General features: G+C 42.3%; 12 protein-coding genes. 5 read left to right on the forward strand and 7 right to left on the reverse strand.

The genetic code is table 11. The features are described from left to right. Positions 1 to 26: 26 nt before the first annotated feature. From BTW00_RS10995 to lpxB, 4 genes are all read right to left on the reverse strand, one after another. The gene (locus BTW00_RS10995; protein WP_075107439.1) at positions 27 to 308 is read right to left on the reverse strand and encodes a hypothetical protein; all 282 of its coding nucleotides are present in this window, start codon (positions 306 to 308) and stop codon (positions 27 to 29) included. An 82-nt stretch (positions 309 to 390) separates the two neighbouring features. Then, positions 391 to 567 (reverse strand): hypothetical protein, encoded by a 177-nt coding sequence (locus BTW00_RS13950; RefSeq protein ID WP_256714057.1) that lies wholly within the window; start codon positions 565 to 567, stop codon positions 391 to 393. A gap of 369 nt (positions 568 to 936) precedes the next feature. Continuing rightward, on the reverse strand, positions 937 to 1,809 hold the full coding sequence (locus BTW00_RS11000; protein WP_083603635.1) for a ribonuclease HII: 873 nt from the start codon (positions 1,807 to 1,809) through the stop codon (positions 937 to 939). 22 nt (positions 1,810 to 1,831) lie between these two features. Then, entirely contained in the window at positions 1,832 to 3,148 is a 1,317-nt protein-coding gene (lpxB, locus tag BTW00_RS11005; RefSeq protein WP_075107440.1) for a lipid-A-disaccharide synthase, read from the reverse strand. A 452-nt stretch (positions 3,149 to 3,600) separates the two neighbouring features. Between lpxB and BTW00_RS11010 the strand changes: the two genes are divergently transcribed. Continuing rightward, on the forward strand, positions 3,601 to 4,683 hold the full coding sequence (locus BTW00_RS11010) for a 3-deoxy-7-phosphoheptulonate synthase (protein ID WP_058025756.1): 1,083 nt from the start codon (positions 3,601 to 3,603) through the stop codon (positions 4,681 to 4,683). A gap of 229 nt (positions 4,684 to 4,912) precedes the next feature. Here BTW00_RS11010 and pepN read toward each other — a convergent pair whose 3' ends face one another. Beyond that, positions 4,913 to 7,555 carry an aminopeptidase N gene (pepN, locus tag BTW00_RS11015; RefSeq protein ID WP_083603636.1) on the reverse strand — a complete coding sequence of 881 codons (2,643 nt, stop codon included), beginning with the start codon at positions 7,553 to 7,555 and terminating at the stop codon, positions 4,913 to 4,915. Positions 7,556 to 7,921: 366 nt separating this feature from the next. Between pepN and BTW00_RS11020 the strand changes: the two genes are divergently transcribed. From BTW00_RS11020 to BTW00_RS11030, 3 genes are all read left to right on the forward strand, one after another. After that, on the forward strand, positions 7,922 to 8,557 hold the full coding sequence (locus tag BTW00_RS11020) for a DUF6231 family protein (protein WP_075107441.1): 636 nt from the start codon (positions 7,922 to 7,924) through the stop codon (positions 8,555 to 8,557). 141 nt (positions 8,558 to 8,698) lie between these two features. Further along, positions 8,699 to 9,217, forward strand: coding sequence for a peptidoglycan-associated lipoprotein Pal (gene pal / locus BTW00_RS11025; protein WP_075107442.1), 519 nt, complete (start codon positions 8,699 to 8,701; stop codon positions 9,215 to 9,217). A 184-nt stretch (positions 9,218 to 9,401) separates the two neighbouring features. Further along, on the forward strand, positions 9,402 to 10,205 hold the full coding sequence (locus tag BTW00_RS11030) for a 4'-phosphopantetheinyl transferase superfamily protein (protein WP_075107443.1): 804 nt from the start codon (positions 9,402 to 9,404) through the stop codon (positions 10,203 to 10,205). 116 nt (positions 10,206 to 10,321) lie between these two features. Here the strand turns inward: BTW00_RS11030 and BTW00_RS11035 are convergent, their stop codons facing one another. Then, complete coding sequence (locus tag BTW00_RS11035) at positions 10,322 to 11,203, reverse strand: hypothetical protein (protein ID WP_083603637.1); 882 nt, start codon at positions 11,201 to 11,203, stop codon at positions 10,322 to 10,324. A 594-nt stretch (positions 11,204 to 11,797) separates the two neighbouring features. Here BTW00_RS11035 and BTW00_RS11040 point away from each other — a divergent pair. Next, a complete protein-coding gene (locus BTW00_RS11040; protein WP_058025592.1) occupies positions 11,798 to 12,556 on the forward strand; it encodes an IclR family transcriptional regulator in 759 nt (252 codons plus the stop codon). 161 nt (positions 12,557 to 12,717) lie between these two features. Here BTW00_RS11040 and mmsB read toward each other — a convergent pair whose 3' ends face one another. Continuing rightward, positions 12,718 to 13,659, reverse strand: a complete 942-nt coding sequence (gene mmsB / locus BTW00_RS11045; protein ID WP_075107444.1) for a 3-hydroxyisobutyrate dehydrogenase — start codon at positions 13,657 to 13,659, stop codon at positions 12,718 to 12,720. Positions 13,660 to 13,856: the final 197 nt, after the last annotated feature.

Raw genomic sequence — 13,856 nt, forward strand, 5'->3', positions numbered from 1 at the left:
TTTGTACGATTGATTAAACGGCTTAACTAATAATTTACCTTACCCGTCGTAAAAGTGAATGACTTACTTTCTAAGTTTTTATCATCAACCAAGATATCAAAGCTTACTTGATACTTTGTATTGCCATACAGACCACATTGCTGGCTTTGATTTGCCGCGCGATTAACTTCGCAGCTCTTTAGTGCATCTGTTAATGGCAAAATAAATGCCTCATTCGCTGGTAATGCGTAGTTGGTGTTCACATACGGATCGTTATCAAAGTCGATCAATTGAATCGGTACATTAGGGCGTGTTGAACATTCGACCATGGCACTGACAGCGACTATTTTTTAGGCGATTCGATGTTAAAAATAATAAGTTTAGTCATTCTAAGCGCTTATTTGCGAATGTTCAACACGCCCTAGTATTTCGCTGAGTATCTCGGAACTTGGTGTTGCTTACTTTGATTTTGTTCGCTGATGGCATACTCACATAAACAGGCTGTCCAATAGGATCGGTACGTAAATCGCGACCTGTGCCTTTAATAGGGTTTGGACTCTCATTGTATATCGCCTTTTGGTGGCTCATTCGGTGAATCATTAGAAGACGAGTTGCTATCGGAGTCGCCACCGCCGTAGGCCGTTAAAAATACCGCTAAGAAAAGCACTACAGCAAGGTTCTAAGGTTCTTTTGAGGGGGATGAGCCATCATCTCTTATACTATAAAATAGTAATATATATAATTCATAGTGAGAATAAAACTCAAGATAAAAGCTTAGTCATTGATTTAACAGTACTTTATACCAAGAGCAACATATTGTATTACATTTTATAAATTTTCGCTCGTTATTTTTCCGGAAATTTGCCTATTTGTTAACATAGGTAGATATCTTCTTTCTGCTAATACATTAAATCTTTATTATTAGACGATTTCTAGACGAGATACTGTCGTTTAAAATTAGCTCTCTAATGCCTTTCTCACTGGTGCAAAGCTGCGCCTATGTGCTGATAAGACACCATGTCTCTCAATGGCTTCCATATGTGCGCGCGTCGGATAGCCTTTATGTTTGGCAATACCGTATTCTGGATGCTGCATATCAAGGGCATACATGGTCTCATCACGGCTCACCTTTGCCAATATACTAGCCGCTGCGATACTGGTATGACGTGCATCACCCTTCACCCATGCTTGGCAATCAACAGAAGATCGCGAGATGTCCAATTCATCAAATATAGCGTCATTCAGCTCAGGACAACGATTACCATCAAATAACGCCTCTACCTGTAATTTATCAAGTGATGTGCCAAGACTTTTAGTTTTAGAAAGATATTTAAAAACTGTTTCTAGCAAAGCTTCGATGCATAACCGCATACCGAGCATCGTTGCTTGTAAAATATTGACTTGGTCGATAACGGCTGCTGGTATATCAGCGATGACATAACCGAGGGCATGCGCCTTTACCAGTGGATAAAGAAGATCGCGCTTTTTTTCACTCAGTTTTTTGGAGTCTGTCAGTATCGACAATGGTGTGTCTTTGAGTGGTTGTTCTTCAATCAATCCTGACCAAGACGCAGGCAATATCGCGGCGGCCACATTGACACTACCTAGTAACGGTCCACGTCCTGCTTCATCAACGCCAATTTTTAATATTAACTGTTCTAAGCGTTGCGCTTCATCGCGCTCATATTGAGCAAACAGCTTAGAGGTATTCAACTGTCCATATAAGCGTATAGGCGCCGCCAATTGAATATACTGCCCTTTGACATCAATATTATTAATAGTGACGTCAACTATCTGGGCTAGGTTTTCTGTGCTAGGTTGGATTTGCATAATATTAGAAAGTCTTTCTAGGTTAGGTAAGATTGGAAGCTTTACTATCGCTCATAAAATATTGCTCAATCACGCTATTTGCCGGCTCATGATTGCTTTGCTGCTGCAACGTGTGTTTTGTCGCCAACAGGTCTTTTAATTGCTCAGCATAAGCACGGGGTTGTAATAGACGCATCACCGTACGGCAAATATTATCCCCACTTGCCTGCTCTTGAATAAGCTCAGGCACAATCGGCGCATTAGCCAATATGTTAGGTAGTGCCACATAAGGCACTTTTACCAGACGTTTGGCAATCTGATAAGTGATCTGATTCAATTGATAAACCACCACCATCGGACGCTCAAGCAGCATTGCCTCCAATGTTGCTGTCCCAGAGGCTAGCATCACGATATCTGACGCTGCCATCGCATGCTGACTAAACTCTGGCTGAGTATCATCATAAACGACGGCAATAGCTGCCCGCAGCTGCTCTGAGCATTGATCAATGACTTCTTGCACAATATATTGGTGATTTTGATCAACCGTTGGAATGATAAAACACAGCTTTGGGTCTAATAATATGAGCTTTTGAATGCCGTCAAGCATCAATGGCAAGATAGCGGTAATCTCGCCACGCCGAGAGCCAGGCATCACGCAGATAAGCTGGCTGACATCATCAAACCGTTCAATAAAAAACTGCTGTAAACCATCATTGTGCCAGACCAGCTCGCTACGGCGCTGATTGATTGGCGTGTCTATCAATGCTTGATCAATGGTTCGTAGCAACGGATGCCCCACACAGATCGCCGGATGATTATGACGCTCATAAACCGGTAGCTCAAATGGGAATAGGCACAATACCAAATGGGTCGCCGCTTTAATATTATGGATACGCGACTCACGCCATGCCCAAATAGAAGGACTGACATATTGCACACAGAACACGCCTTGTGGCTTGAGTTTTTTAGCGACCCGTAGGTTAAAATCAGGTGCATCGATACCAATAAACCAATCGATATTGGCTGTCTTAAACGCACTCAATAGCTCGCGGCGTGCTTTGAGCAAATCTGGTAGCTGCGCCATGACTTCAACCAGACCCATCACTGCCAAACGCTCTAATGGAAAAATGCTTTGCAATCCTTGCGCTTGCATCTTAGTGCCGCCCACGCCTACCCAAACGATGTCATCACGCAGATTATTCATCTGTTGCATAAAATCTGCGCCTAAACTGTCACCTGACACTTCACCTGCGACAATGGCTATCACTAGCGGCGTGGCAGTCGTTTTAGGTTTATTAAAATCCGTCTCTGTTTGGCTGATGGAATCAGTATGTGGATGAGACGTAGCAGAATCTGTCATGACAAGCTCTCAATATTGAAGATATACAAATAAAATAAATCGTTGTTGTAAAATATAACACAGTCAGTCAATGATAGAGGTTGATGACATACACATTTTATCTGTGTCTATTTTTTGGCATTCATGTTTTAGTGTGCAATCGTTTTAGTGCGCAATCATAAAGCCATCGCGGTCGCTATCATACGTGACGATGATACAAATAGCTAAATTCACGCATAAAATCTGATCGTTGAGCACCCAGTACTTAATTCATCCTTATTAATAGACAGAAAAACGAAATACCAAACGTGCATTTGCGAATTCAAATATAGCCTTAATCATGTGTAAGTATAACTAAGTTTTAGTTTCCTCATTCCAGTTATCAGTCAATTAACTACCGGACTACCCTTGTCAACCAACACTTTTGTCCGCATAATGAATATTCCTATAAATCAGCTAGACGATATATAACCATGACAACATCAGTTACCCATAATGCAGACATTGACGACGTGAATATTGAAAAATTTATTCCTTTGATTACTCCCGCTGAGCTAAAAGCTGAGCTACCTCTGTCAGACGATGCATACAAAACCGTACTAAACGGTCGCCAAACGATCCAAAATATCTTGGACGGTAAAGACAAGCGTCTGTTTGTGGTCATTGGACCCTGCTCTATCCACGATATTAAAGCGGCCCATGAGTATGCCGATCGCTTAGCCGTATTGGCAAAAGAGATCGAAGACAGCGTATTTGTCGTCATGCGTGTTTATTTTGAAAAACCTCGTACCACGGTCGGTTGGAAGGGTATGATTAATGACCCTGACATGAATGACAGCTTTGATATCGAAAAGGGCTTGCGTACTGCTCGTAAGTTATTGCTTGATTTGAATGAAAAAGGCTTGCCTTGTGCGACTGAAGCCCTTGATCCAAACACGCCGCAGTACATGCAGGATTTAATTAGCTGGTCAGCGATTGGCGCACGTACTACCGAGAGCCAAACACACCGTGAAATGAGCTCAGGCTTATCTTGCCCAGTTGGCTTCAAAAACGGTACTGACGGCGGTATGACGGTTGCTGTCAATGCGATGCAAGCCGTTAAAGAAGGTCATAGCTTCCTAGGTCTATCCTCAGATGGTAAGGTCTCTATCATCAAATCGAAAGGCAACCCTTACGCACACGTGGTACTCCGCGGTGGTAATGGCAAGCCTAACTACGATGAAACGGCAGTTGCTCAAGTTGAGAACGAACTGGCAAAAGGCAAAACCAATGGCAAAATCATGATTGACTCAAGCCATGCCAACTCAGGTAAAGACCCTTACTTGCAGCCGATGGTTATCCAAAACGTCGCTGAGCAAATTCAAAATGGTAATAAATCAATCATTGGCATGATGATTGAGAGTCACCTAAAAGGCGGCAATCAAAAACTAACCGCTGATTTAAGTCAGCTTGAGTACGGTAAATCTATCACTGATGGCTGTCTAGACTGGGATAGCACTGTCACCGCATTGCGCGGCTTGCGTGATATGGTAAAAGATGTGCTACCAAACCGCTAATAGCTATTAACGATAGTATATCGTCAAACAAAAACTAGAAAGCCCTTTTCGTACTGATACGAAAGGGGCTTTTTATTGGGAGAATTTTAAGAAAAACATTTTCTTGAGCAGCTTAATTCTTAATGACAATTAATGCTATACGCTCAATTAAATAAAGCCAACTCTAGTTTGAAGTTGGCTTTATTTTAAAGTTAATACTACAGCTAAATTATTTCCTAGCTATTATCAATCAGCTATTTGCAGCACCTAATACACTCTCTAAGCTTTCAAGCACATGCTTAGATGAAACGTTCTTGCGTAAGTCTGTTAGCTGCTCATGTGCCATTTGACGACGTGGTTCAGCCAACGTATTCCAGCGTGCCAGCACTTGTAGCAGTCGCGACGCCAATACAGGGTTGGCATCATCGAGTTTTTTGATCACGTCTGTATACATCTTCAGACCCTCTGCTGTCCATAGTACTGTTGGTTGCGAGCTAAAGGCACCGATAACTGAACGGACACGATTAGGGGTATTCCAATCAAAATCGGTATGCGCAATTAACGACTTGATAACATCAGGTGTCACATCATCAGCGGCGGCTTGCACACTGAACCACAAATCAATCACCAGATCGTTTGCTTGGAAACGCTTATAGAAATCGGTCAAATAATCATTGGCTTTTGGCAGCTGATGGTTAACCATCGCCTTCAACGCACCAAAACGCTCTGTCATACAGCTAGCATGATCATACTGCTGCTGTGCCCAGTCCGCTGCATCATCTAGATTAGCTGTCAATGCCATATCGAGCACTACATTACGCAAAGCGCGGTCACCTCGTGCCTCAGCGCTGTCTTCATAAGATTGCATTGGCAGATTATGATATAACGTAGCCCATTGATCTTTTAATTTATCTGCTACTTGCTGATATAGCCCATCGCGCTGCTCTTTCACTAGTACCGGATCGTAGTCTTGAGGAATAGCAGAAGCCAGCTCTTGCGCTGATGGAATATCAAGTAATCGTGCGGCCAGCATCGCATCATCAGCTGCTAAAACGGGCAACGTCTGTGCCAAGGCTTCTAAATACACTTCAGGACTGCTCTTCGCACCTTGGCTTTGCAGTAAAATACGGTTGACTAGCATTTGGGTGACTTGCCAGCGGTTAAACCCATTGGTTTCATGCTTGAGCAAAAATGCTAAGTCTGCATCTTGGTAATCATAGTTGAGCTGTACTGGCGCACTAAAATCACGCAGTAAAGACACAACAGGCTCACTTGCGATATTTTCAAACACAAACGTTTGCGTCGCCTCGTCAAGCAATAACATACGCTCAGCGACGATAGCGCCTGAATCTTTATCAAACAGTGCGGTTGCTACAGGTATCGGCAACGGTTTTGGTGCATCAAAGCCTTTCACATGACGTGTTTGCTGGTTCAAGGTAATCGTTAATGTCTGCGCTGCACTATCATAAGTTTGAGAGCCCGATACCACTGGCGTACCTGGCTGACGATACCAGTCGATAAAGTCCTCGATTTTGTCATCAGTGATGCTAAGGGCTGATAAAAAGTCTTCTACCGTGACCGCTTGTCCATCATAACGACGGAAATACTCGTCTGTTCCTTTGCGAAAATCATCCGGCCCTAATGTGTTCGCAATCATTCGTACGATTTCAGCGCCTTTCTCATAGACGGTTGTCGTATAAAAGTTATTAATCTCAACAAAGCTCTCTGGGCGTACTGGATGTGCTAATGGGCCTGCATCCTCTGCAAACTGATGTGCACGCAAGGTCGCCACATCATCAATACGCTGTACCGCACTTGATTGCTGATCTGCTGAAAACGACTGATCACGGTAAACCGTAAAACCTTCTTTCAAACACAGCTGAAACCAATCACGGCACGTGATACGGTTACCCGTCCAGTTGTGAAAATATTCGTGAGCAATAATGGCTTTTACGCTAAAACTGCGCGCATCAGTAGTGGTCTCAGGGCTCGATAACACGCAAGCGGTGTTAAAGATATTAAGACCCTTATTCTCCATTGCGCCCATATTGAACTGACTGACTGCCACAATCATATAGCGATCCAAGTCATAGGCTCGGCCGTAATTGATCTCATCCCACTTCATAGCGTCTTTTAAGGCTTGCATACCAACATCACATTTATCGATATCGGCAGATTTTGCATACACCTCAAGTAATACGTCCCGACCTTCGCTGGTCGTATAAGAGTCTGTCAACACATCCAAATCAGCAATAACACAGGCAAATAAATAACTGGGCTTGTTGGTTGGATCCTGCCAAATCGCATAATGACGCTCTGGCGCATCAGCAACCTCGCCTGCTTCAACTAAATTACCGTTAGCCAATAACGTCGGATAGCGCTTATCGGCTTCCAGTCGAGTGGTAAATATCGCGAGTACATCAGGGCGATCAGGATAAAAAGTAATCTTACGGAAACCTTCTGGTTCGCACTGAGTCACAAACATGGTGTCGTCACCACTACCTGCCATGTATAGACCTTCAAGCGCGGTGTTAGTTTGCGGGCAGATACGTACCTGAATGTCTAAGATAACCTCATCAGGTGCTTCATAAATCGTTAGCTTGCCATCTCCTTGCTGGTAGTGCTCAGATGTTAACGCTTTATCATTCATGATAATAGACAGCAGCTCTAACGATTCGCCAAATAAGACAATATCCCCTGTGGTTTGGCGTACCATCTTAAGCGTACTATTTACCTGAGCATAATCTTCAAACAGCTTGATGTCCAAATGGACCGTTTCCACATCAAAACTTGGTTTTTGGTAATCCTTTAGATTAATTTTACTTGGTGCATGTGGGGGTACATCTGGCATTTCAGGGTTCATGATCTGAGCATCGGTTTCAGCAGTAGACATGGTAATTTCCTATTATTATTGATGATATGTTATGAGTGTTATTGTTTTGCTATTCGCATTATAGCTTTCGTCTTGATAGCAACGTTTATGGCGCTCAAAGTCACAATGAAAGTTACAACGGGCGCATGTTATATATGGTTTCCTGCTTATAGGTAGATTGACCTAAATCCTTATATTTCAAGTATGGGCATCGAGATAACTGAGTTTATCCTTCATATACATTTCCTCGTATACATTCATGTGTGTTGGTTAGCCTCTATATGAATGATTAAATCAACAATTGGCTCACGTTATCAATTGGATAATGCCGATGAAAATGATTTAATAGGCGCACTAATAACTCACCTTTCATAAACGGCTTATTATATGACAACACACACTGCCAAATACTCAAAGATCACGTTACCTCTACTGATAGAGTATGTTGATGCTCTCATGCCTTCGCTTGATAGCTCACTTGATAAACAAGCACAGACGATGACTAGACAGACTGATGACACTACTCAGCTGTTATGGGTAGCACACGACAAAACAGAATTATCAACTCTGCAAACACAGCTCAAGAAAACTACACATATTAAAGATACGAATGTTAAAGATGATAATAACGTATCAGCTGAAGCATGGCACGTCTCCACTTTATCAGAGCTTGCTAAACAGCCTGTGCTTGAACGATACGAGCTTGCTTGCTTTTGGCTACCCACCCTCTCAAAAGAGCTGTTACATCAATACATCCCTGCCCTCATGCGTTATCGTGATCTCTATGCAGCACACTTGCTGGTTGCGCTTGATAGTTCCATTGATTTGAAACCTTATGGGTTTACGCCATTTGATGTCTTAAGCGAGCCATCTTTAGATATTAGTGATATTGAATGCATAACATCTTCCACTGTATCAGCGGCGCTTTGGCAGTTCAATTTATATGATTATAAACAGCTACCGAATTGGCTCAATGCTGATTACTGGGCCAATCCTGAAAACTGGGGCAAACACCGCTGGTGATACGTTACATATCTATCTATCGTTATTTACAGTAAAAATACTTACATAAATTAACAGTTAGTATATGATGGCTAAAGATTGCCTGAGTTTTATCGTAAGCAGTTTAAAAAATAAATTTAATTAAAATTTTAGGAGCTCGTCATGTCAATCAGTTTTTCTAAGATCGCTGTTTTAGCTGTACTATCAAGCGCCGTTGCAATCACTACAGGTTGTGCGACTAAGCGCGCTACCTCAGAAGTTGTGGTCGCGCCGCTAGGTATTCCAGGTGGTCAAGTTGGCTATAATGGTGCCGTCATCGTTGATAACTCAGCCGCTGTCATTACTGGTGCTGAAAACTTACAAGCGGTTGTCTATTTTGCTTTTGATAGCAGCGAAATCACTGCGCAAGCGGCGAGTGTCCTTAACCAACACGTGAGCCTATTAAACTCAAACCCAGCAGCTGGTGTGGTTATCGCAGGTCATACTGATGAGCGCGGTAGCCGTGAATACAATATGGCACTCGGTGAGCGCCGTGCCCAAGCAGCACGCAACTATCTTGCTGCTCAAGGTGTCGCTGCCAACAACATCCGTGTCATTAGCTATGGTGAAGAACGTCCTGCAGCGGCTGGCAACACCGAAAATGCCTATGCACAAAACCGCCGTGCTGAGCTGTCTTACTAAGCGTCATTAAAAATCATTTGCTTTAAAAAAGCCCAGTAATGTTATATTACTGGGCTTTTTATATTCTATTGAGCTAAGTAAAATATAAATATTTCAAACTCAAATGTAAGATACCTAATTTCAAGCATATTATTTATATTTCTAAAAAAACTTCGTTTTCAATTAAAAATATTAATGACCACTCATGATAATACCAGTAGTAAATATCACTAACGTCCAACTTACTCAACTCGACCATGAAACTTGGTGCGTGACTGCTCAAGTAAGTGATTTATCCAGTCCTGTAGAAATGAGCAACTTGTGGAACGACTCATACTGGTTATCAGCGTATCTATCATCACATATGGTTTTTACTGAGTTTCGTCATTTCAAATGGCATTATCATGCAGTACAAAAACCAATATCAAAACGTAGTATTGCTCATAGGCAACGTCAACAGCAGCGCCAAGGTGTAAGACAGTTACTACAAGCGCTACTCAATAAGCTAGAAATCAGCGATACCTTAGATGAGTCGAGCTTTCCCTATCGCCTTAGCCAAAGCAAGTATTACGTCTGTTTTAGCCATACAGCCGCTCATAACAAAGACGAATTCAATAAAAAATCTCATCAAAATATCGCTGCTATTTCATACAGCAAAATAGCAGCGGTCATCAGCCGTCGTCGCCCTGCTGGCATCGATATCGAGCACAATGATGTTGCTTGGCATATCGTCAAGCGTTTTTACTCAGATAGTGAAATTACTATTTTACAGGCATTACCAAAAAATCAGCGTGATTATATTGCAAAGTTACTATGGCAAATCAAAGAAAGCTTTATCAAGATCCATCAGTACACTTTGGCACAAGGTTTAGGTATAGATTACTCTGATGTCATTCCTGCCTTGACTGATGATATAAATAAAGACTTTATTACTATCAGTCATACTAACGATCAATCCAATCACCAAATTGCAGTATTGCAAGCAGATCAAACAGTCGTCGTTTTTTGATCATATTTGGCAATGCTCTCGTATTTATTATCTTCGCTTTCTTTTAGACATAAAAAAACGACCCTAAAAAGGGTCGTTTTTTTTGTTCTAATGACAGTACTTACACTGTGATTAGATTAGAAACGGTAAGTTGCACCAAGTTTAACGATTGGCATCCACTCAAGATAATTCTCGTCTTCTAATTCTTTCTTGATTTGATCTTCAGCAAGTGCACCGTTAGCACCGTTAGCATTAACAGTTGCTGTTGTCTTACCAAGATACGCAGCACCTAGCTCGCCAAATACACCGAAGTTGTTAGTGATGTTAGGGCGGAAACCAATAGTTAAGTAAGGAGCTAGCTTGTTACGATGCTCAAGATCAGCTTGCACGCCACCAACTTCTGTAATATCGCCACGCGTTAAATCAACTTGATCAGCATCAGGCGTACCTACGAAGTAACGAGCGCCGTCAACTGGATAGTAGCCATTATCGCCTGCATCTTTAGCATTAGCAGTCGCTGTGATTTCGTTATCAGGAACGATGATACCAGCACCCATAGTGAACCAGTTACCAGTAGGACGCAATTGCACACCTAGATATGGGTTGCTAAAGTCAGTGTCAACATCATAGTTTACATCGTTTGCATCAAAATCACCGCCGAAAAGCTCAGCAGCGTCGCCACCTGCCCAACCAGCTTGTAATTCAGTTTTCTCGTTAAGTGACCAACCGATGTTAGCACCATAACCTAGAGTACCAACTTCAGCACTAACAGATGCTGGGTTAACAGCTGTTTGGAAGAAAGTTTTAGTACCACCAACTACAGCACCAGTAGTATTGCGTACGATACCAGCATCAGAGTTATATGCGTAAGCAGGTTCTGCTTGGTAGGCAACAGCCACTGGCTCAGCTTCGTATACTACTGCATCGTTATTATCAACAACGATAACCGGATCAGCGGCTAATGCAGCAGTTGATGCTAGAACAGCAGCAGAGATAGCTGTAAGTTTAATAAGTTTCATAATTATTCTCCTAAAGTGTAAAGTAACTCGCCCGTAAAAAATGATAATTTTGCTCTTTTTTAAACCACCATTTTGTTGAAGAGATTAAAACAATTTTGACTCAAAAAGTCACCCCCATGGATGCGCTTTTTATTTGCCGTTATGTAAAGATTGCATAGTTACTGTAATAATTGCTACACCAACCTGCAAAACTTTGAATTCCTGTTACACAACTCTCTAAAAGCAATTAATCAGTGTAGACATGAATACTGGTCCGCTTAATGTTCATGTGAGGGTATTACAAAATGTTTCATCATAATGTCTGAGTAAGCCACTCAACTCAACAGCAGTTATATAGCTTATTACTACAGAATGTTGCAATGTGTGAGTTGAGGTATCTACTGTTTCGCTTAGAAAAAATTGTAAATATGGAAGCTAACAGTACAAATGTTCTTATATAGTGTCACCAAGCCTTGTCTCAGCTTGATATTGTGCTAAATTAGACATAGAAATAGATCTATTGTGGGAATGCAGATTTATTACTATTTATCTTCGTTATGAAAACATTATAGTCTCGTCAGCCTCACCCCCTTTTACTACTACTGAGCCCTTTATATGCCTAAAGTATCCTCGATCACCCGTGTGTTAGAGATCATAGAAGCCGTGTCATATGCTTCTAAACCTCTCTCTCCACTTGAGCTATCGCAAGAGTTGGATATTCCTAAACCGACCATACACCGTTTAATTCAGAATTTGGTCGACGATGGTTTTTTGACCGTTGATATCGGTGGCGGTATTGTTCCTGGTAAACGGGTTCGCAATCTGAGCGTTGAGCTTTGGCAGCAGCGCTTATTCTTTAATGAGCGCCAGATGATTTTGCAAAAACTGGTTGATGAGCTTAAAGAAACTTGCGGTATCGGTGTTCCTTATCATATGAATATGATTTATACCAACCGCGCACAAACGACCTTACCATTGCAGATATACCTCCCAGTAGGTGCAAAGTCGCCCATGTGGTGTACGGCAACTGGTAAATTGTATTTGAGCCAATTATCTACCACCAGTCGCAATAAAATACTGCAAGGTCTACCATTAGACAAATTCACCAAAAACACCATCACTGATATTGACGCTTTGAACGCCGAGCTCGATCGTATCGCTACCACTGGCATTGGTATTGATAACGAAGAGTTTATCTCTGAGATGGTGGGAGTGGCGGTGCCTATATTAGATAAAAAGTCGCGCTATCTGGCCTCATTGTACCTGCATGCACCAACGATACGCGTATCGCTCGACGAATTACTGACTCATGTACCTCGACTACAGCAAGCAGCGCAAGATATTCAAGCTCTCGTGTATGACTTACAAAGCTAATAGAGTCATTGCTCATTCATTACTATGATCAAATAGAAAAAGGTTCACACTATAAATGTAGCATGAACCTTTTTTCATCTAACAAGCCCTCTTTAATCAGTCCTCACTATTCACGATAGTAAGAGTGATTGAGTATATGAGTCGTTATTTCTAAGATAACTCTAAAACAACACCGAAGCATCATGACGGCCCATAATACTAGAGAAGTCTTTATCACCGTTCTCAAGCGCATGCGTGGCATATATCTCTGTTGCCTTGGCACCCATTGGCGTGTCTACATGAGTATCCTTTGCCGTTTGCATGGCAAGATTGAGATCTTTTTGCATCAGCTTACTCATAAAACCACCTTGGTAGCCATTGCTAGAGGGAACGTTTTCCATGACTTGCGGATAAGGGTTATAGACCTCTAACGTCCAGTTACGGCCTGAGCTTTGTAGCATAATATCTGATAATACTTTGGGATCTAGACCGTTCTTAACCCCTAAATTAATCGCCTCTGCCGTGCCTGCCATTAGGATACCTAACAGCATGTTGTTGCAAATCTTCGCAACTTGTCCTGCACCATGTTCGCCTGCATGAAAAATATTTTTCCCCATTGCAGCGAGTATCGGCTCAGCTTTGGCAAAAGCGTCGTCATCACCACCAACAATAAAGGTCAAGCTACCAGCAATCGCCCCGCCTGTCCCGCCAGACACGGGGGCATCCAAAAAGTCGATGCCAAGCTGGCTTGCAGCGTCTGCCACTGTCCTAGCATCAGCAGCCGCTATTGTACTACTGTCAATCACAAGCGTGCCTTTTGGTAATTCTGCCAGCAGACCATTAGCGCCACTATCGCCCAGATACACAGAGTGCACATGCTGACCCGCCGGCAGCATACTAATGACAACTTGAGCATTGCTCGCTGCATCTTTAGGACTCTGTGCCACGCGAGCACCTGCTTTTTCTAAGCGCTGGGTTGCTGCATCAGATAAATCAAAGACAGAAAGTGTATATCCTGCCTTTAATAAGTTTTCTGCCATAGGCGCACCCATATTACCAAGCCCAATAAAGGCAATATTTGGTTTAGAGTTATTATCCATCATCACTGTATCTTTTGTACCCATCTCATCACTCCTTGATGATTTATGATGTAGCCATTGCTACATACTATTTGACAATATTTGTTAGTAGGGCGTGTTGAACATTCGCAAATAGGCACTGCTGATCGCTAAAATTGTTCCAGACAAGGCACAAAGCGACGATAATGCAGATGCCTTAGCGAGATTTGTAACGCAGTATGGGGCAATTTTAGCATCAGCCC

This window comes from Psychrobacter sp. C 20.9, assembly GCF_001921765.1.
Classification (GTDB): Bacteria; Pseudomonadota; Gammaproteobacteria; order Pseudomonadales; family Moraxellaceae; genus Psychrobacter; species Psychrobacter piscatorii_B.

Coding starts and splice junctions, on each gene's coding strand:
- BTW00_RS10995 (WP_075107439.1), bottom strand. CDS start 308: ATGGTCGAATGTTCAACACGCCCTAATGTACCGATTCAATTGATCGAC.
- BTW00_RS11020 (WP_075107441.1), top strand. CDS start 7,922: ATGACAACACACACTGCCAAATACTCAAAGATCACGTTACCTCTACTG.
- BTW00_RS13950 (WP_256714057.1), bottom strand. CDS start 567: ATGAGCCACCAAAAGGCGATATACAATGAGAGTCCAAACCCTATTAAA.
- BTW00_RS11000 (WP_083603635.1), bottom strand. CDS start 1,809: ATGCAAATCCAACCTAGCACAGAAAACCTAGCCCAGATAGTTGACGTC.
- BTW00_RS11030 (WP_075107443.1), top strand. CDS start 9,402: ATGATAATACCAGTAGTAAATATCACTAACGTCCAACTTACTCAACTC.
- pepN (WP_083603636.1), bottom strand. CDS start 7,555: ATGTCTACTGCTGAAACCGATGCTCAGATCATGAACCCTGAAATGCCA.
- lpxB (WP_075107440.1), bottom strand. CDS start 3,148: ATGACAGATTCTGCTACGTCTCATCCACATACTGATTCCATCAGCCAA.
- BTW00_RS11040 (WP_058025592.1), top strand. CDS start 11,798: ATGCCTAAAGTATCCTCGATCACCCGTGTGTTAGAGATCATAGAAGCC.
- pal (WP_075107442.1), top strand. CDS start 8,699: ATGTCAATCAGTTTTTCTAAGATCGCTGTTTTAGCTGTACTATCAAGC.
- BTW00_RS11010 (WP_058025756.1), top strand. CDS start 3,601: ATGACAACATCAGTTACCCATAATGCAGACATTGACGACGTGAATATT.
- BTW00_RS11035 (WP_083603637.1), bottom strand. CDS start 11,203: ATGAAACTTATTAAACTTACAGCTATCTCTGCTGCTGTTCTAGCATCA.
- mmsB (WP_075107444.1), bottom strand. CDS start 13,659: ATGGGTACAAAAGATACAGTGATGATGGATAATAACTCTAAACCAAAT.